General features: G+C 55.2%; 16 protein-coding genes and 1 CRISPR repeat array. Of the genes, 14 read left to right on the forward strand and 2 right to left on the reverse strand.

Annotated features, from left to right (window positions below):
- The first annotated feature begins 163 nt into the window (after nt 1-163).
- From MIH18_RS01430 to MIH18_RS01475, 10 genes are all read left to right on the forward strand, one after another.
- Entirely contained in the window at nt 164-1,123 is a 960-nt protein-coding gene (locus MIH18_RS01430) for a YafY family protein (protein ID WP_249013686.1), read from the forward strand.
- Nucleotides 1,059-3,932: a CRISPR-associated helicase Cas3' gene (cas3, locus tag MIH18_RS01435; RefSeq protein ID WP_249013687.1), complete on the forward strand. Its 2,874-nt coding sequence runs from the start codon at nt 1,059-1,061 to the stop codon at nt 3,930-3,932. The genes MIH18_RS01430 and cas3 overlap by 65 nt, the downstream gene beginning before the upstream one ends.
- 34 nt (nt 3,933-3,966) lie before the next feature.
- Nucleotides 3,967-5,598 (forward strand): type I-E CRISPR-associated protein Cse1/CasA, encoded by a 1,632-nt coding sequence (gene casA, locus MIH18_RS01440; protein WP_249013688.1) that lies wholly within the window; start codon nt 3,967-3,969, stop codon nt 5,596-5,598.
- 9 nt (nt 5,599-5,607) lie between these two features.
- A complete protein-coding gene (gene casB / locus MIH18_RS01445) occupies nt 5,608-6,213 on the forward strand; it encodes a type I-E CRISPR-associated protein Cse2/CasB (protein WP_249013689.1) in 606 nt (201 codons plus the stop codon).
- A 33-nt stretch (nt 6,214-6,246) separates the two neighbouring features.
- Nucleotides 6,247-7,281 carry a type I-E CRISPR-associated protein Cas7/Cse4/CasC gene (gene cas7e, locus MIH18_RS01450; protein ID WP_249013690.1) on the forward strand — a complete coding sequence of 345 codons (1,035 nt, stop codon included), beginning with the start codon at nt 6,247-6,249 and terminating at the stop codon, nt 7,279-7,281.
- A 5-nt stretch (nt 7,282-7,286) separates the two neighbouring features.
- The gene (gene cas5e / locus MIH18_RS01455; protein ID WP_249013691.1) at nt 7,287-8,012 is read left to right on the forward strand and encodes a type I-E CRISPR-associated protein Cas5/CasD; all 726 of its coding nucleotides are present in this window, start codon (nt 7,287-7,289) and stop codon (nt 8,010-8,012) included.
- Nucleotides 8,012-8,707: a type I-E CRISPR-associated protein Cas6/Cse3/CasE gene (cas6e, locus tag MIH18_RS01460; RefSeq protein ID WP_249013692.1), complete on the forward strand. Its 696-nt coding sequence runs from the start codon at nt 8,012-8,014 to the stop codon at nt 8,705-8,707. Before cas5e ends, cas6e begins: the two co-directional genes overlap by 1 nt.
- Before the next feature lie 11 nt (nt 8,708-8,718).
- Nucleotides 8,719-9,639: a type I-E CRISPR-associated endonuclease Cas1e gene (gene cas1e, locus MIH18_RS01465; protein ID WP_249013693.1), complete on the forward strand. Its 921-nt coding sequence runs from the start codon at nt 8,719-8,721 to the stop codon at nt 9,637-9,639.
- A 3-nt stretch (nt 9,640-9,642) separates the two neighbouring features.
- The gene (gene cas2e, locus MIH18_RS01470) at nt 9,643-9,936 is read left to right on the forward strand and encodes a type I-E CRISPR-associated endoribonuclease Cas2e (RefSeq protein ID WP_249013694.1); all 294 of its coding nucleotides are present in this window, start codon (nt 9,643-9,645) and stop codon (nt 9,934-9,936) included.
- 110 nt (nt 9,937-10,046) lie between these two features.
- Nucleotides 10,047-12,455: a CRISPR direct-repeat array (repeat unit 29 nt; unit sequence CTGTTCCCCGCACTCGCGGGGATGAACCG).
- Between the two features lie 439 nt (nt 12,456-12,894).
- Complete coding sequence (locus MIH18_RS01475; protein ID WP_249013695.1) at nt 12,895-13,836, forward strand: fatty acid desaturase; 942 nt, start codon at nt 12,895-12,897, stop codon at nt 13,834-13,836.
- A gap of 56 nt (nt 13,837-13,892) precedes the next feature.
- Here the strand turns inward: MIH18_RS01475 and MIH18_RS01480 are convergent, their stop codons facing one another.
- Nucleotides 13,893-14,417, reverse strand: coding sequence for a DUF2141 domain-containing protein (locus tag MIH18_RS01480; RefSeq protein ID WP_249008821.1), 525 nt, complete (start codon nt 14,415-14,417; stop codon nt 13,893-13,895).
- A 274-nt stretch (nt 14,418-14,691) separates the two neighbouring features.
- On the opposite strand from MIH18_RS01480, the gene MIH18_RS01485 reads away from it, so the two are divergent.
- The 4 genes from MIH18_RS01485 (at nt 14,692) to arsB (ending at nt 17,340) form a co-directional block, all read left to right on the forward strand.
- Nucleotides 14,692-15,042, forward strand: coding sequence for a helix-turn-helix transcriptional regulator (locus MIH18_RS01485; RefSeq protein ID WP_249014584.1), 351 nt, complete (start codon nt 14,692-14,694; stop codon nt 15,040-15,042).
- A 6-nt stretch (nt 15,043-15,048) separates the two neighbouring features.
- Nucleotides 15,049-15,462 carry an arsenate reductase (glutaredoxin) gene (gene arsC / locus MIH18_RS01490; protein WP_249013696.1) on the forward strand — a complete coding sequence of 138 codons (414 nt, stop codon included), beginning with the start codon at nt 15,049-15,051 and terminating at the stop codon, nt 15,460-15,462.
- The gene (gene arsH / locus MIH18_RS01495; protein WP_249013697.1) at nt 15,459-16,187 is read left to right on the forward strand and encodes an arsenical resistance protein ArsH; all 729 of its coding nucleotides are present in this window, start codon (nt 15,459-15,461) and stop codon (nt 16,185-16,187) included. The genes arsC and arsH overlap by 4 nt, the downstream gene beginning before the upstream one ends.
- A gap of 67 nt (nt 16,188-16,254) precedes the next feature.
- Nucleotides 16,255-17,340 (forward strand): ACR3 family arsenite efflux transporter, encoded by a 1,086-nt coding sequence (arsB, locus tag MIH18_RS01500; RefSeq protein WP_249008818.1) that lies wholly within the window; start codon nt 16,255-16,257, stop codon nt 17,338-17,340.
- Nucleotides 17,341-17,409: 69 nt separating this feature from the next.
- Here arsB and MIH18_RS01505 read toward each other — a convergent pair whose 3' ends face one another.
- Nucleotides 17,410-19,635 (reverse strand): PepSY domain-containing protein, encoded by a 2,226-nt coding sequence (locus tag MIH18_RS01505; protein WP_249013698.1) that lies wholly within the window; start codon nt 19,633-19,635, stop codon nt 17,410-17,412.
- Between the last annotated feature and the right edge of the window lie 18 nt (nt 19,636-19,653).

Below are 19,653 nucleotides of genomic sequence, written 5' to 3' on the forward strand. Positions count from 1 at the left end.
CATCCATGACAGCCATCTGAATCGGCTAGCTGTCAATTGAACTTCTGAACGTGTCGCTGAAAAATGCTGATGGTGGCGATATCAGACCTTCAAGACTACTCTGTATAAAGTATCTGTCGCCGTGCGCGGGAAGACGTGGAGCAGTAATGACAGGGATCGTGTTGTGAGCCGTATTGATCGTATTTACCGAATTCACGAGTTGCTACGCAGCGCCTCCCGACCAGTGCCGATGCGCCGCATCCAGCAAGAACTTGAGGCTTCTCGTAATACCATTACCCGAGATTTTGAGTATCTGAGAGATATGCTCGGAGCTCCAATTGTCTACTGCCGGGATTACAACGGGCATTGGTATGACCCCGCGGCCCCGGTATTTGAACTACCGGGTTTCTGGATGAACGCCAGCGAGCTTTATGCTCTGCTTGCCTGCGAGCAGTTACTGGAGTCTGTGCAGCCGGGCATGATGGCACATCGCCTCGCCCCGCTGCGAACACGGATACGGAATGTGCTTGGTGAAGCGGGCCATGATGCCGATCGCGTCAGCGAACGCATTCTGATCCAGTCTATGCAGGTACGCAGCACCTCCCACCAAGTGTTTGACCCGGTTGCCGAGGCCACACTCGGTTGTCGTCAGTTGCGTTTTACCTACCAGAACCGGACCCATAATCGCCATAAAGAACGCACCGTAGATCCTCAGCGCCTGCTTCATTATCGATCAAACTGGTATCTGCTTGCCCACTGTCAGCAAGCCAACGCGCTGCGCCTGTTCTCACTAGACCGAATCGCCGCACCGGTGGTGCTCGAAGAACCCGCCCCCGCGCTGCCGGAAGAAAAGCTCACCGGCTTCACCAGTGCTAGCTTTGGCATCTTTGGCGGCGCGCCCCAAGACACTGCCCACCTAAAATTCAATGAACACGCCGCCCAATGGGTTGCAGATGAACAATGGCATCCGGATCAGGTCAGTGGGTGGCGGAATGATGGCTTTCACCTGAAAGTGCCGTATGCCGATAGTCGGGAACTGGTGATGGATATTTTGAAGTATGGGCCAGACGTGGAGGTGATTGGACCAGTTGCGTTGCGAGATGAGGTGGAGCAGAGGGTCAGGGCGATGGTACAAATTTACTGATGATTCAGACAGTGATGCACTCTGTGGGGCAGCAGGTCATTTAGGGTGTAAGTACTCTACAATTCGGGCGGGTCGAGAAAAAGTCATGCCAAATACAGCAGAAACTTATTATAGGTACTGGGGCAAAGCCAAGCCACTAATCTCAAGCCCCGCGACTGGCGCCCCGTGCCATTTGTTGCCGTTTCACTCATTGGACGTTGCGGCCGTCGGTTTTCACCTTTTGTCACCCGAAACGCCGCGCAACCAAGCTATTGCCAAATCGCTTGACCTGTCGCCAATTCAGCTACAGTCGCTCTTTACTTTTGCACTGGCTCTTCATGATTTAGGCAAGTTTGCCAGATCGTTTCAGGGCTTGGCGAACCCGGCGCCGGAATGCCTTGTGACGCCCGATTCAAGAATGGGGTACCACGTCCGTCATGACACCTTGGGAATGCTGTTCTGGAAAAGGACGATTTTAGATCGGTTAGGCGATGCAAGCTCATGGCACTGGCCTATCGAAAAGGAATTCAATCGATACGCACGTCGCGCCCTGGAGTGCCTTTTGGGGGCAGTGTTTGGTCACCACGGTCAGCCGGTCGCTTCAGGCAATGAAAGCTTGGATAAGCACGCCCTGGATGAAGATCAGGAGGCCGCATGGGCATTTTCGTTGGCGGCGGCGGATTTGTTGCGGCCCGCCTGGCCTGTTGATCATATGAACGATCCGGCATGGGGGGAGCGGTTGAAACGTATGAGTTGGCACCTTGCGGGCCAGGCCGTACTTGCGGATTGGCTGGGCTCAAACCAAGAGGCTTTTCATTACCAGTCTGAGCCCGAAAACCTGACTGATTACTGGCAAGGTAAAGCTTTGCCGCGCGCCAACGCACTGTTGCAACAGCTGGGTTTTAGCAATTCGCTTACTCCAACGGCGTTTGAAGGCGTCGAGCAATTCTTTGGGTTTACACCAACACCGTTGCAGCTATGGGCGCAGGACGCCGTGCTGGCAGACTCACCGCAGCTTTTTATCCTTGAGGACGTCACCGGGGCCGGCAAAACAGAGGCAGCGCTGAGCCTGGCTCATCGGCTGTTAGAGAAGAAGCAAGTTCAGGGTGTCTATTTTGGTTTACCGACCATGGCCACATCCAATGCTATGTACACCCGCATTGCCGATGTGTACCGACGGTGGTTTACTGATGATAAAACACCCAACCTGGTGTTAGCACACGGCGCCCGTCAACTGAACGAACAATTTGGTGCCTCCATCATTCCCCCACAGGAATCAGATGCCAATTACGGGCCTAATGAGGGCTCTGCCTCTGCGGTCTGCAACCAGTGGTTTGCCGATTCCCGGAAAAAAGCCTTGTTGGCTGATGTCGGCGTGGGCACTGTCGATCAGGTGTTGATGGGACTGCTGCCGTTCCGTCACCAGTCCCTGAGGCTGATTGGGTTGGCTAATAAGCTGTTGATTGTTGACGAGGTTCACGCCTGTGACGACTACATGCTGACCTTGTTAACGGCTGTGCTGGAAGCGCATGTCCAGCAAGGTGGCAGTGCGGTGTTATTGACGGCGACGCTGCCGTTGCGGATGCGACAGCAGTTAGTGGCGGCTTGGCAGCGAGGGCTAGGGGTGCAAACTGATTCGCCGGTCAACACTGAATCATTTCCTTTGGTGACCCACGTTTCACGCGCGGGCACCGTGGAGCAGCCCGTTGCGACCCGCACAACGGTTGCAAGAGACGTTTTTGTCGTACAGATCTTTGATGAAGAGACGGCGATTGCCTCTCTGATCGAGGCCGCGCAGCAGGGACAGTGCGCCTGTTGGATTCGCAACACCGTTGATGATGCTATTTCTGCTTTTGAGCGCTTATGGGAGGCCATGCCTGAACCGGAGAAAGTGCACCTGTTCCACAGCCGATTCGTGATGGCAGATCGTCAAATCATTGAGTCGGCAGTGTTGGACTATTTTGGCAAGAGTTCAAATTCCGAAAATCGGGCAGGTCGAATTCTCGTTGGAACGCAAGTCATCGAGCAGTCACTGGATTTGGATTTTGATGTGATGATCTCTGATCTTGCCCCTATCGATCTGCTCATCCAGCGCGCCGGCCGGCTTCATCGTCATTGCCGGGACGCGCAAGGTAATCAATTGGGCGGGGCCGAGGGGCGTGCTAAGCCAGTACTGAAAATACTCGCTCCCAGCTTTACCGAAACGCCTGACAGGTTTTGGATTCAGGGCTTTCTGCCCGGTACGGCCGCGGTATACAGCGACCACGGCCAACTGTGGTTGACGCTCAAGGTTCTTCTTGATCAAGGCGTAATCAGCATGCCGGAGCAGGCTCGTTTGCTTATTGAATCGGTCTACGCAGAGGACGCGGAGGATAATATCCCGGATGGCCTGCTGGACAGCCATTTTGCCCAAGAAGGCGAGCGCCAGAGTCAAGTCGCCATGGGACGTTTTAATTCACTGAAACTGGAACAAGGCTATGTGCCATCCAGTGCCATCAACGGCTGGCAGGAGGAGGTAGATATTGGCACGCGCCTTTCGGATGAGCCAAGCGTGACGGTAACGCTGGTGCGACTCGATCCTGACCAGAATAGGTTGCTCCCCTGGATAGACGCCGCAAAATATTCGTGGGAAATGAGCCAGCTAACCGTCCGCCAGTCCCTGGCAAGCCGTTTACCGGAGTTGCCTGCCGAATTTGAGACGCTTCGGGAACAATTGTTGGGGGTTAAACCAGCGTTAAAGTATTCACGTTTGTGGCTTTGTGAGCTATCGCTGGCAGCTATGGCCTATGACTCTAAGTTAGGGCTACATCGAGCCAAGTCCGTTGAATAATTGTGGACAAAGTTAAAAACAAAGGTGTTCGTATATGAACTTGCTCAGTGATCCCTGGCTTCCGTTCAAAAGCCAAAATGGAGAAATTACCTATCGCCCCGTGTCGGCCATAGCGTCACCCGCCGTAGTCGATTTGGCACTGCCTCGGGCTGACTTTCAGGGAGCGGCTTATCAGTTTCTGATTGGCCTGCTCCAGACGGCCTATGCGCCCGCGACGATTGATGAGTGGATAGACCGCTTCCAGGCGCCGCCATCCTCAGAACAACTTGGTGAAGCTTTCAGTCGGTTCAAGGGTTGTTTTGAACTTGAGGGCAGTAGCCCTTTGTTCATGCAGGACCAGGAGTCACTGGATAAAGTGTCGTCAACCTTGGCATCCAGTTTGTTAATCGACGCGCCAGGTGTCTCGACCACTAAGAATAATACCGACCATTTTGTAAAGTTCGGGCGAGCCGAGACCTTCTGCCCCGACTGCGCTGCAATCGCTTTATTTACTCTACAGATCAATGCGCCGTCGGGGGGTAAAGGGTATCGAACCGGTCTACGGGGCGGCGGGCCTTTGACAACCCTGGTTTTGCCTGGAGACACGAACAGCAGTCTCTGGCACAAGCTTTGGCTCAACGTTCTTGATCGGGCAAGTTATAGCTACCCTGATCCTGATCCCAATGATCCTACGTTAATGCCCTGGATGGGTGCGACCCGGATCAGCGACAAGGGCCAGAAAACGTTAAGCAATGAGGTTCATCCCTTGCATCCGTTCTGGTCAATGCCCCGCCGGTTTCGGTTGATCTTCGAGAATGGCGGGTGCCACTGTGATCTTTGCGGCCGCGATTCAGAACAGGTGATTCGAACGGTAAAGGCGCAGAATTATGGCAACAACTATGACGGGCCGTGGCAGCATCCGTTAACACCTTATCGCCGTGACCCCAAAAAGCCCGCAGAGCCCGCCCTGTCAATCAAAGGGCAACCCGGGGGTATCGGATACCGCCATTGGGAATCTCTGGTGCTGGAGGATACGAAAGAAAAGGGCAATTTACCGGCGCCTGTTGTTTTGAACTACAGCTACAAAGTGGATGAAGGCAAACACGAGGGCGTCGCCCTTCCGCGTGTCGCCCGCATCTGGGCGTTTGGTTATGACATGGACAATATGAAACCGCGAGCTTGGTACGGCACGCAGATGCCACTGCTGGCAGTACCACTTCACGATCAGGATCGACTTCATGACTGGGTTCGGGATTTGATTGGCCTGGCCCGTGATATCACCTGGCAGCTGCGGAAACAAGTGACGGAGGCGTGGTTTTCCCGGCCCTCTGATGCGAAAGGGGACCTTGACTACATCGACGCCCGTTTTTGGGAACGCACTGAGCATGAGTTCTACAGCCTGCTCTCAGCACTAAATGACCGAATCCTGCAACAAGAAGAAAAGCGCCTGCCCGCTGACTTGGCAGGGCGCTGGTACAAGCACGTTCGACGCCAAGCGATGGATGTATTTGATGACCTGGCGCTGTCTGGCCCTGCCGAAGAGCTGGATATGAAGCGCATCACCCGTGCCCGCAACCGATTTATGTACCAACTAAAGAACGGTAAAACCGCAAAAAATTTCCACCAACAGGCTGGGCTAGACAAGGCTGCTCCGCTAGAAAAACTCGAACAGTCCCCAATGCTTTAAGGAGCCAGTATGAGCGACAAAAAGGTTTACTACCAAGTCCTGCATAGCGATTACCTGCGCAACCATGTGTTGATCTGGTGGGCAAGATTACAAGGCAATAAGGATCTGTTGAATAAACTGGAATGGTTGGGAAACAAAACAACATTAAGCCGCGGCGTTCGTGCTGAATTGCGTCGCTGCCATACGGTGGATGAGGTCTTTCTGACGGAAGGATTCCGTTTGCTCTGGATGCCTTTGAGTGCTCATGAGGAAGGTTTCCCCGGCGATATGGTCGCTTGGGCAACGGTGGTAGCGGTACTAGCGGATGTGCGCACTAATAGCGACATGCCATTTGCGACAGCGTTGGGAAGCCAGAAAGAACAAACCGGCAAGCCTTATGTGAGTGAATTACGGTTTTCACAACTGCAAAAAAGTGCGGACGCCGACAGTTTCTTGCGGCGCGCCCGACGCTCGGTTGCTCTGTTGGGCCAAACCGCAGCGGTATTATCCCTTGCGGACAACACACTCCACTGGCATCGCGAGAAACAGGGGTTGTATGCGGCAAAGCCCACTCACCGTCTAGCCGTGCGCTGGGCAACCGATTACTTCACCGCGATGGCGAAGTATCAGAAATAACCAAAACCATAAATCGAGCAGCGGAGACTCACCATGACAACCTTTATTCAGCTTCATCTTCTTACATCCTACCCCCCGGCCAACCTGAACCGAGATGACTTGGGGCGCCCTAAAACCGCGCGAATGGGCGGTGCCGAGCGCCTGCGGGTATCTTCTCAAAGCCTTAAGCGTCACTGGCGCACCTCTGATCTCTTTCAAGACGCAATGGCGGGCCACGTCGGCACCCGCACCAAACGGCTGGGTGTAGAAGTAAAAAATCAGCTTCTTGAAGGTGGCGTGAAAGAAAAAGACGCTAAAGAGTGGGCCAGCGCAGTCGCTGGTGTGTTTGGCGCTTTAAAGAAAGACAGTGTGGAAATTGAGCAGTTGGCTCACATAGGCCCAGAAGAACGGCAGGCGGTCGAAAGTTTAACCAGTCAATTAATAAGTGAGACTCGAGCCCCTAGTGAGGATGAACTAAAGCTCCTTCGGAAAAAACCATCTGCCGCGGACGTTGCTTTGTTTGGTCGCATGCTGGCGAGCAAACCGGAATTTAACGTGGAGGCCGCCTGTCAGGTCGCTCATGCGATAACCGTTCATGCCGTGGTTATCGAAGATGATTACTTCACTGCTGTCGATGACCTAAACCAAGACGAAAGCAAAGGTGCTGCCCATATCGGCGAAACAGGTTTCGCAGCAGGGCTGTTTTACAGTTACCTCTGTATCAACCGGGATCAGCTCGTTGACAACCTCGGTGGCAATGCCGATCTGGCAGACCGCGCCATCGCAGCCCTTACTGAGGCGGCAATCAAGGTAGCGCCAAGCGGGAAACAAAACAGCTTCGGCTCCCGGGCATACGCCAGCTACGTGATGGCAGAAAAAGGCCGGCAGCAACCACGCTCATTGTCGGTAGCTTTCCTGAAACCAGTACAGGGCCAAGATCAGGCTGCAGAAGCCACCCAGCGCCTTGAAGGACAGATCGAGAAATTTGACCGGGTCTATGGTGAGTGTGCCGATCAGCGCTATGCGATTAATGCTGATGCCGGGCAGGGTACGTTCGATGAGCTTATAAAATTTCTGCGCTCGGAGTAAGTGGCATGGTGGACTATCTGGTTTTCCAACTTTATGGCCCGATGGCAAGTTGGGGAGCGCCTGCCGTTGGCGAAGCTCGCCCGACCTCAGACCATCCAGGCCGATCAGCCTTAATCGGCCTGATTGCTGCGTCACTGGGCATTCGCCGCGACGATGCGCCGCGGCAGCAGTCATTGGGCGACTCTTTGCTATTTGGCGTCAAGCAGATGACTCCAGGCACGTTGATACGTGACTTTCATACCATCCAGGTGCCAAAGCGCAATCGAAAGGTGCAGTACCTGACCCGGAAAGAGGAGCTAGCTTTTTCTAGCGACCGTTTGAATACCATCATTTCCAGACGAGAATACCGCTGCGATGGTCTGTGGTACGTAGCCGTAACATTGACACCGCAGAGCGACTGGACACTCTCGGAACTTGCCGATGCATTGCGTTGTCCTGTCTTCACGCCTTACCTGGGCCGCAAGGCTTGTCCTCTCGCCGCGCCGCTGGCGCCACGTATTGTAAAGGCAGTTGGTTTATCTGAAGCGCTTCTGTCTGGGTTTTCTGCCGTTCATGATGAACAGACCCGGTGGCTGGGACTAAGCAACACCGTTGATTATTTCTGGGAAGGCGAGGCCGGCGATATCGACGTTCAGGACACCCGCTTTCCCGAAGATGACGTGGTGAGCCGGGCTCGCTGGCAATTCAGAGCGCGTGCGGAACATCATGCGCGAGTTACGGAGGCGCCGTAATGTATCTCTCCCGTGTACGAGTCGCAACGGAAGGACTGGATCGGAACGCATTGCTGGCCCTAATGGCAGGTGACGCCTATGGTAATCATCAACTTTTATGGCAGATGTTTACCGATCAGGAGGAACGAAACTTTCTATTTCGTCAGGAAATTGAGCAGGAGCAACTTTCACCTGATTCAGATCCACGAGGCCTTCCACTTTTTTATGTGTTATCGGAGGAGCCACCCACCAGCGTGCCAGGGCTACTGCAGGCCGAGACCAAAACTTTTATGCCAAAACTCCAGCAGGGAGACCGACTGGCGTATCGGTTACGGGCGAACCCCACGATAGCCAGAAAGCAGTTAGGGCGTGAACGTTCAGTACGTCATGACGTTTTGATGGATGCAAAAAAACAGTGTAAGCAAGCTGGGGTTACTAGCGCTGCTGACGTGCAGGCACAAATGAATAAGGCCGCAAGTACATGGCTAATGCAACGAGCGGAAAATGCAGGATTTGAGCTCGCAGCAGAACCGCAAATTTCAGGCTACCGACAACATGCGATACGGCGTAAAGGTCAGGATATTCGGTTTTCATCGACTGATTATGAAGGTGTTCTGACTGTCTCAGCACCTGAACAATTCGCGAAAATTTTGTATCGAGGGTTAGGGCGCAGTCGAGCGTTCGGCTGCGGACTTATGCTAATACGGCGTACCTGACGGAGAAGCTTATGTCCTTTGTCCCACTAAAACCCATTCCGATCAAAGACCGAGTCTCGATGATTTTCGTGGGGCGAGGTCAAATTGACGTCCGGGATGGTGCCTTCGTTGTTATTGATGAAGTAAACGGCGAGCGCATGCACATTCCGGTTGGCTCAGTTGCTTGCCTGTTGCTCGAGCCCGGCACACGGGTGTCGCACGCAGCGATCAAATTGGCAGCAACCGTTGGCACGCTGCTGATCTGGACTGGAGAGGCCGGCGTGCGGTTATACTCCGCCGGGCAACCGGGCGGCGCGCGGTCGGATAAATTGCTGTACCAGGCACAATTGGCGCTGGATGATTCATTGCGACTCAAAGTGGTACGTCGCATGTTTGAAGTTCGCTTTGGTGAAGAAGCACCTCAACGACGATCCATTGACCAACTACGCGGGATTGAGGGTGCCCGAGTTCGTAAGCTTTATCAGGCGCTGGCAAAGCAATACGGCGTCAAATGGAATGGGCGTCGCTATGATCCGAAAAAGTGGGATGCGTCAGATACGGTCAATAAATGCCTGTCTGCCGCGACAGCGTGCCTTTACGGGGTCACCGAAGCCGCCATACTGGCTGCCGGTTATGCACCTGCCATTGGTTTTCTTCACTCCGGAAAGCCCAAAAGTTTTGTCTATGATATTGCTGATCTGGTGAAATTCGAGACTGTTGTATCCGCCGCGTTCAAAGTTGCGGCTACCTCACCCCACAAGCCGGATCGTGACGTTCGGATTGCTTGCCGGGATGCCTTTCGTGAGACCCGCTTGCTAAAGCGCCTAATCCCCTTGATAGAGGACGTTCTGGATGCGGGTGGTATTGAGCCGCCGCAACCGGCGCCCGATTCCCAACCACCCGCGATTCCTGAGCCCGCATCCATTGGCGACTCTGGCCACAGGAGCCAATAACCTATGGCCATGCTCGTTGTGGTGACAGAAAATGTACCCCCCAGATTGAGAGGCAGGCTAGCTGTTTGGCTGCTGGAAATACGAGCCGGTGTGTACATTGGCGATGTCAGTAAACGCATTCGCGAAATGATCTGGGAGCAGGTCAACGCCATGGCGGAAGAGGGCAATGTCGCCATGGCTTGGTCCTGCAACCACGAATCCGGTTTTGAATTTCAAACCTACGGAGATAACCGCCGAGTTCCTACTGACCACGACGGACTTCGGTTGGTACGTTTTTTACCGCAAGAAAGTAAGTAGCTGAAAACAAAGTGTTCTTTAAAAATACAGATGAACTAAAATAAGGCGAAAACGCTGGTGGATTAACCATTTCTCTATTTTCACTTATAAAACAATTGTGTACGATTAGACTGTTCCCCGCACTCGCGGGGATGAACCGGGTTACATCTATTACTCAGTTGTCGGCGAACCCTGTTCCCCGCACTCGCGGGGATGAACCGGATTTAGGGCGCTCATCACCAACCTGGGAGCGCTGTTCCCCGCACTCGCGGGGATGAACCGCCGAATGGGCAGGACGCTTCGGTGAGGTTGAGCTGTTCCCCGCACTCGCGGGGATGAACCGTTGGGCTTCAGATGACTATACGGGACAGTGAGCTGTTCCCCGCACTCGCGGGGATGAACCGGGCAATCAGCAGAGGTGACGCGCTAATAAAAGCTGTTCCCCGCACTCGCGGGGATGAACCGTATTGATCCACGTAGCCAGCCCAATCTTCCATCTGTTCCCCGCACTCGCGGGGATGAACCGGGCGCTGAGTGGTCAGAGACTGCAAAGACTACCTGTTCCCCGCACTCGCGGGGATGAACCGTCAGACCACGCGGCCATGATGCTGCGGCTCTCCTGTTCCCCGCACTCGCGGGGATGAACCGGGTTACATCTATTACTCAGTTGTCGGCGAACCCTGTTCCCCGCACTCGCGGGGATGAACCGGCTTCAGCCAGCGCCAGTGCTTCTTCCCGTGTCTGTTCCCCGCACTCGCGGGGATGAACCGCTTCTTTAGGGTTGGGTTGCAAAAATCGGGCTCTGTTCCCCGCACTCGCGGGGATGAACCGGCTGGCTAGTTGTTCGGGGGTTAGCTGGCCTGCTGTTCCCCGCACTCGCGGGGATGAACCGTCTGATTAAGAACCGCTAGCTGCGCATCACCACTGTTCCCCGCACTCGCGGGGATGAACCGGTCGCCCGCTTCAAATGCAGCGTATATTTTTTCTGTTCCCCGCACTCGCGGGGATGAACCGATGAGGCGCGGGCGGAAACGATCGGGCTAGAGCTGTTCCCCGCACTCGCGGGGATGAACCGCTGTTATTGGCTTGTCTCACAATATTGACACACTGTTCCCCGCACTCGCGGGGATGAACCGCAATGAAGATAACCCCAGAACTACGCGCATACCTGTTCCCCGCACTCGCGGGGATGAACCGAACAAATGCTGCTCCATAACTTGGCAACAGAGCTGTTCCCCGCACTCGCGGGGATGAACCGCGACAATCGCCAAGGCGTTGCGGCGCTGAGTTCTGTTCCCCGCACTCGCGGGGATGAACCGCGCCTCATAATATTCATCAGCAGTACCCTGAACTGTTCCCCGCACTCGCGGGGATGAACCGTTGGGATAGCTGGCGCCACCTCCATGGTTATTCTGTTCCCCGCACTCGCGGGGATGAACCGTTTTCAATGCCGCCCAGCAGTGATGTAAGCGCCTGTTCCCCGCACTCGCGGGGATGAACCGCAGACAGATGCCGGGTCAGGAACGGTTTTACACCTGTTCCCCGCACTCGCGGGGATGAACCTGTATCGTTGCGACTATTGCGATAAAAGAAACCCTGTTCCCCGCACTCGCGGGGATGAACCGTTCACTGCTGATGCGGCGGCCTCGCAGGGTCACTGTTCCCCGCACTCGCGGGGATGAACCGCCGACGGCACCGGCACAGGTCACGGCGGCAGTCTGTTCCCCGCACTCGCGGGGATGAACCGCTATGAGGCTAGAAATTGAAAGCCGCACTCCTCTGTTCCCCGCACTCGCGGGGATGAACCGTCCTCTAATCGTTTCCCTTTTGGAGACATTGACTGTTCCCCGCACTCGCGGGGATGAACCGCTCTGCCGAAAAGTCCCACTCATCATCATCTGCTGTTCCCCGCACTCGCGGGGATGAACCGTCTGCGGTCACGCCAATTATACCGCGTGCGATCTGTTCCCCGCACTCGCGGGGATGAACCGTGGCACCTGAGTGGGCTACGGGCTACGGGGAGCTGTTCCCCGCACTCGCGGGGATGAACCGTACGACAACGGGGGTGATTCGGCCATAGCGTCCTGTTCCCCGCACTCGCGGGGATGAACCGTTTGATGGGCCGATTCTCAGACCTTATCGCAACTGTTCCCCGCACTCGCGGGGATGAACCACCGGGGGAAAGTGTGGTAATAACGTCATCCGCCTGTTCCCCGCACTCGCGGGGATGAACCGGTCGATAAAGTAAAGCTTAACGGCGTAACCGACTGTTCCCCGCACTCGCGGGGATGAACCGTTTACGCAAGGCCCTTGGGTAATTGACCCAGACTGTTCCCCGCACTCGCGGGGATGAACCGGTACACGCTCCTGCGCCTGCGGATGATTTTATCTGTTCCCCGCACTCGCGGGGATGAACCGCAGAGATGGAAGGCGAAGAGATGGAAGATGAACTGTTCCCCGCACTCGCGGGGATGAACCGGAAACCCCCACGTTATGACTGGGTTTTTATTACTGTTCCCCGCACTCGCGGGGATGAACCGAGTTGGGTGCACTTCGAGTTTATGGAAACACGCATGGATCAGATGCAGCTGATGATGGAACAAATGCTGGAACATCAGCAGATGCTGCAAGGCCCCACGAAATAACCTACCGTGTAATCCCCGGGCACCCTAAGGTGTCACGAGTGCCCGGACCATCAGGCATGCTATTTCTGAAGGAAGCACCTTAAAACACTTACCGTCAGTAAACGTCATTTTGATAGCGCACCTCGCGTTCTAAACTCACCTACGTCTAGGTACAATCGCCTTAAGATTGAGCCAAACACCTGGCCCACTTCAACTGGCCTTGGTGTAGGCTGTGTGGTTAAGACATCGGATTCGAGGCAAAAGCACAATGAGCACACCACCAGCATCGACCCCCGAGTTCAACACAGCCCCCAGATCTCTGAGGCAGACACTCAGAGCGTATTGCAAGCCACGCTTGGCACGCAGTATTGCGGAGATCCTGATCACCGCACTCCCTTTTGTGTTGATCTGGGCTCTGATGTGGTTGGCGGTCAGTGCCGGATACTGGCCCGTGGCCTTGGTGCTGGCCGTTCCTGCGGCGGGATTTCTGGTACGCCTGTTCATGATCCAGCATGATTGTAGCCATAGGTCGTTTTTCCATTCGCGGCGCACCAATGACTGGACCGGCCGTATCATCGGTGTGTTTACCCTCACGCCTCATGACTTCTGGCGCCACTCCCACAACTTCCACCATGCCAACTCCGGCAACCTGAACAGGCCGAGCATTGGCGGGCTCGACACCTTCACCGTACGCGAGTTCCAGGCTTTGCCCCGGTGGCAGAAATGGCGCTATCGCCTCTACCGCCACCCTCTGGTGCTATTCGGTTTTGGCCCGATGTATACGTTCCTGCTGGACTACCGGCTGCCTTTCGGATTCATGCGTGCGGGCACAATGCCCTGGATAAGTACTCTGGGCACCAACGTGGCCATTGCGGTTCTGGCAACTGGCGTCATCTGGCTTGTCGGGGTGGGACCCTTCCTGCTGGTCCAAATTCCAATCACGCTGCTTGCGACCACCATGGGGGTTTGGCTGTTCTACGTCCAGCATCAGTTCGAGGCCACCTACTGGGAACGCGATGAACACTGGAACGCCCATGACTCTGCGCTGCAGGGCAGCTCCTACTATGTACTGCCGGGTATCCTGCGCTGGTTCAGCGCCAACATCGGCGTGCACCATGTTCATCATTTAGCGAGTCGAATTCCTTGCTACCGCCTGCCCGAGGTGTTGAAGGACTACCCGGAACTTCAAACATACAACCGGGTTACGTTGCGCGAAAGCATCAAGTTAGTGCGCCTGGCGCTCTGGGACGAGAACAAGCGGAAGCTGGTTTCTTTCAGGGAGGCGAGCGTCGGATAAGGCATCAAGCGGGAATGGGGTCAGACCTCACATCCCACAGAACAAGTGGGTACGGCTCAGTAACCCAAGCTGATAGTCAGGTCCAGGTTTTGCCCATCGTACGGGAATCTGGCGGCCTCGAACGAAGGCGCACCCATCATGGCGCTTGCACCGTTTGAAAAACCGTAGCCCTCCGTGGGGATCCCTATCCCGTTGGTACCAAGCTTGCCGTCCATATTTTCATCATGAATGACGGCAAGCGAATACGTTCCCGACGGGATGCCTACAAAATCGCAACGCGCCTGCGTATCCTGAACCTTTGTCATTATGATATTGGTCGCTGACTGCAGAAACTCAGTAGGAAAGCCCTCTGACGTTTTGAAAAGCGCGCAAGCTACCGCTCCAGCGCTGTTTCTGATGTCTAGAATCTTTACGTGAATGCCAGGGCACGCTGATTGGGCAAAGGTGATTGCGGGAAGATTCGTCAATACTATCACTGTAAACAAGGCTAAAAACCGAGCCCTCAGGGGGGAGGGCAGCGTCACTACTGGATGCCTGACCGTGGAGGCCAACACGGACTTGCAATTATTTGACTCACTCATAAGCGTCCTTATAGGTCTGATCTGCGTAGTTTATTTGAATCTGCCATGAGAAGCCGTACGGTTAATTCACCGCGAAATAAACTCTTTCACAGAAACGCCTGGAGCACGTCGCAGCAAACGTCGTTGCAGAAATTAATCAGGGTAGTGAGGAAATCACCCTTCGTTAGACAATAGTTCTTCTATCAAAATGCTTCAAGTGTTGGGCATACCCTGATTGCCTACCTTCGTGTTGTGACGCTTGACTAAACCTCATCATGTCCATATTCTTGGACATATGGAAACTTCAGAAGCAACAGCAATATTTGGCGCGCTCGCCCAAGAGACTCGACTGGAGGCCTTTCGGCTTTTGGTTCGTCATGAGCCAGAAGGGCTTCCGGCTGGTGAGATCGCAAGACAACTGGGTGTACCGCACAACACCATGTCCGCACATTTGTCGGTGCTTGCCCGGGCAGAGCTTGTTCTCTCCCATCGCCAGAGTCGCTCCATTATCTATCGAGCGAATTTGAATTGTGTGCAAGAGACGATCAAATTTCTGGTTAATGACTGCTGTGCAGGCCATCCACAGGTCTGTGAGCCGCTCACATCCTCGTTAATCGCCTGTTCCACCCAATCGGACGAGCTTTGAAACCTTATGAAATCATTGATTTATCATAACCCTGGCTGCGGCACCTCGCGTAACACGCTAGCAATGATGAAGGCCTCGGGCGAAGCGCCTGAAGTCGTGGAATATCTCAAGGCGCCGCCGAGTCGAGAACAGCTGGTAACACTGCTTTCGATGATGCAGATAACGCCCCGTGATCTCCTTCGGCGCAAAGGCACACCCTATGATGAGCTAGGGCTCGACAACCCGACTTTGAGCGACACTCAGCTGATCGACACTATGATTGCGCACCCGATTCTGATCAACCGGCCGATTGTTGTGACTGACAAAGGGGCCCGCCTGTGCCGACCGTCAGAGCGCGTTCTGGATATGCTCGAAAGTCCCATTACACACTTCGCCAAGGAAGACGGAGACGTGATTCACCATGCGGGAGAAACACAATGACCCCTACGACCTCGCTGCATGACTTGCCCAACATCGACCCTGATAAGCTTCACGCTATCGATATTGAGGCGTTGGTCGGCCCCGGCGCGTCTCAGCATGCCCCCCGTATTCTTATGCTCTACGGCTCGCTGCGAGAGCGGTCTTTTTCCCGATTGGTTTCCGAGGAAGCGGGGAGGCTGCTGAGTTGGTTTGGCTGTGAAGTTCGAACCTTCGACCCTACCGGACTGCCGCTCCCCGACGCCGAGGACGTGTCTCATCCGAAGGTTGCGGAGTTGCGCGAACTCGCCGAATGGTCTGATGGCATGGTGTGGTGTTCACCGGAACGCCATGGCGCCATGACGGGCATTATGAAGGCACAAATTGACTGGATTCCGCTGACGCTGGGAGCCGTACGCCCAACCCAAGGCAAGACTCTGGCCGTGATGCAGGTCTGTGGTGGCTCGCAGTCGTTCAACAGCGTGAATCAACTGCGCGTGTTAGGGCGCTGGATGCGCATGCTGACCATCCCAAACCAATCGTCAGTGCCCAGGGTTTTCATGGAATTCGACGAAAACGACCGCATGAAACCGTCGCCCTTTTACGACCGCATCGTCGATGTTATGGAGGAGCTGGTGAAGTTCACCTGGCTGGTACGCGACCGCAACACTGCGTTGACCGATCGTTACTCGGAGCGCAAAGAGAGCTCCGATGCGCTGTCAAATCGCGTTAATCAGCGCACTATATGACGCCAGAAGCTCGACAGCCGCTGAAGGAAGGCAACGCAACGCTCACAATGATCAAAGGAAACGAGGCATGACCAAACCTGAAAGCTCACAGTCCCCCAGCCCGTCTGAAGGTATGGGGTTGTTCGAACGTTTTCTTACGCTCTGGGTGGCCCTGGCTATTGCAGCGGGTGTGCTGATAGGGCAGTTTGCTCCCGCTATCCCCGAGACCTTGTCACGTTTTGAGGTTGCGCAGGTTTCAATTCCCGTCGCGGTGCTGATCTGGGCGATGATTTTCCCCATGATGGTACAGGTCGACTTCACGTCGATTCTCGGCGTTCGCCGCCAGCCCAAGGGGCTGGTTATTACCACGGCGGTAAACTGGCTGATCAAGCCTTTCACCATGTTTGCGATTGCCTGGTTCTTTTTCACCGTGGTGTTCGCGCCTTTGATTCCCCCCGAACGAGCCAATGAATACCTGGCTGGCGCCATATTGCTGGGCGCTGCGCCCTGTACTGCTATGGTTTTCGTGTGGAGCTACCTCACTCGAGGCGACGCGGCCTACACTCTGGTTCAGGTGGCGCTTAATGATTTGATTATGCTGTTCGCCTTCGCGCCCATCGTCGTTTTCCTGCTGGGCGTGTCAAACATTCAGGTGCCCTGGGATACGGTTATCCTGTCCGTGGTCTTGTATATTGTCATTCCACTGGGCGCCGGCTATCTGACTCGTCAGGCGGTTATCAAGCGGCGCGGACTCGAATGGTTCAGCAACGTTTTTATGAAACGCCTGGCACCCATCACACCCATTGGCTTGATCATCACCCTGGTGTTGCTGTTCGCTTTTCAGGGCGATGTGATTATCGCTAATCCGTTGCATATTGTGCTGATTGCTATCCCGCTGATTCTTCAGACCGTGCTGATCTTCTTCATCGCTTACGGCTGGGCGAAGGCCTGGAAGGTGCCCCATTGCGTTGCGGCGCCTGCCGGTATGATCGGCGCCAGTAATTTCTTCGAGCTGGCCGTGGCAGTCGCCATTGCGCTGTTTGGCTTGCAGTCCGGAGCGGCGCTGGTAACGGTGGTCGGTGTGCTGGTAGAGGTGCCTATTATGCTGGCGCTGGTGCGGTTTGCAAACGCTACCCGTGGCCACTTCCCGGTGGCGAAAGAGGCTTCCCGTTAAGCCCTTGGCCATCAATGTGGTCGTCAAAAATACGGTGTGACGGAGCTGCAACTGTGTCTGCATTCTAGGTCAGTAAACATCTTCCAGGTAGCGCCCTTCGGCTCTCAACTCATCGACGTCCATGCGCGATGGTTTGAGGATGGAGTCAAACACCTGGCGCACTCCAGAGGCCATATCCCGGCCACCGCAGACCAACACCTGGGCGCCTTTCTCAATCAATTGCCGCAACGCGGTTTCATCATCCATGATGGCGTCCTGAACATAGGCCTTTTCTGCTGATCGCGAAAACGCCGTATTCAGTCCGGTAAGGCGGTGGTCATCAAGATAACTGCCAAGTTCCGGCTGATAGAGAAAATCCGATTGTGGATTGCGCCCACCCCAGTATAGGTACATGGGGCTAAGGCCTGTATTTTTTCGGATAAAGCCTGCCAGTGGGCCTATTCCTGCGCCGGCACCCACCAGAATAATGGGCGTTGCACCGCCCGCCGGACGAAAGCCCGGGTTTTGCTGGATAAACCCGGTAATACGATCTCCCGGTTTGAGGTTGTGCAGATACCCTGAACACAGGCCATTGGTCTGTTTCCGGACGCAGATTTCCAACTGCCCATCCGAGGCTGAAGACGCCAGCGAGTACAATCGGGCCGTGTTATCTCCGGGTGGCGCAACGCCAAACAGGTCACCCGCTTCGAAACTCGGCAGATGCGACCGGCTTCTGAAAGACAACACCTGCCATAAATTCCTGCGATCTTGTACCGGCCTGAAACGCAATATGCTGGTAGGCGCGTTTACCGCAACGCCATAGTCCACACGTTCAACAAGCTCGAATTCCGCAGTGGCAGCTGGCGCAGGATTGTGGGTCAGCGCCAATGAGATGCCCATATGCTCGCCGATAGCCTCGCCCCATTCACGAAACTGGATGGCGGAGCCGCGATCGATTCGTGTAACAAGCTCCATTTTCTGCAGGCCTTTACTACTGAGGGCAGCGTCTACATCCAGCGCATACTGACAGAATTTTGGGAACTGTCGGTCACCAAACCCCAGAACCACAAACTCCAATCCGTCATCCGCCTGAAAGTGGTCAAATCGAGTCATAAACTGACTGGCGGAGGAGGGCGCGCCACCATCACCGTAGGTTGATGTCAGAACAAAAAGCACCGAGGCTTGCGGGTAGCGTTTTGCCAGGTCATTCATCGGCGCACAATGTACTTTTTTACCGGCCTGATTGAGTTTTTTTTGAAGATCTCTGGCAAAACCCCAGGTGGTATTGCCTTCTGAACCCACCAGAATAACCGCATCCGCCATTTCGGTACTGGCACCTTCACCCGGGCGCGCGGATGTTGAACGTCGCCGCCACCAGACCTGTATGCCGGTAACCGACAGCGCCGGCACGGTCAGCGCAGCCACCCCAAGAATCAAACCCAGCCACCACAGGCCTTCACCCGTGTGCAGGCGAATCATCCAGTGCTGGAACTGATTACCAGCAGAGCGAGGCTGGTACTGCAGCAGTTCGCCGGTTGCCTGATCAACGAACCCGGAGCCCTGCGTAGTGATCAGGGAATAGACGTCGCTGGGGTCGTCCGGGTAAGGGAATACCAGCTCCCTCAGCTCATTGGCGTCTACGCTTTTTAGCGCGACCAGAGAGTTCACCGGTGCCGGCGTGCCGCCTGAAACCTCCGCCGGAAAGGATGGCTCCGCGGCAGCAGCCTCTGGCAGCAGGCCAAACCGAACGGCAGACATGTAGCTGCCAGTCAGTGCCGACAGCAGCAAACCGATCACCGCAAACCTTGCCAGCTCGGCGTGAATCCGGGGGCTACCGGAACCAACAATGGGCTTTAAAATGGCTTTCCAACCTCCCATACGTCGAGCCAGCAGTAACATGCCGGATAGGCAGAGCAACAGCATCATTACCGCCAAGCCGCCAGCAACCATTCGGCCTGCATCATCCAATAAAAATGAGCGGTGCAGGTTTTTTACCCAGCGCAAAAAGGCTGAAGGCTGATAGGGGGCAATACTCTCACCGGTCAGGGGGTTAACCAAGTCCGCGCCTGACTGGCCGTCTCGGCTGTAGTAGACGACAACTTCGCCTGAAAGAGAGCGTTGTATCTGCTCGGTGCCCGGATAACGCACCACTACACGCTCAGCCAGGTCAGCAACACTGATTTGGCCGGTCGCCGGAATGGTCGCGCTCGCCCGTTCAATGGCGGGTACAACGGACAAAACAACGCCCGTGGTCGCCAGCACCAAAAGCAGCAATGCGGCGACCAGTCCAGGCCAACCATGTAGCTTGCGTAGCATGAAGCTGGCTCCCGTCAG

The organism is Marinobacter sp. M3C, from assembly GCF_023311895.1.
GTDB lineage: Bacteria > Pseudomonadota > Gammaproteobacteria > Pseudomonadales > Oleiphilaceae > Marinobacter.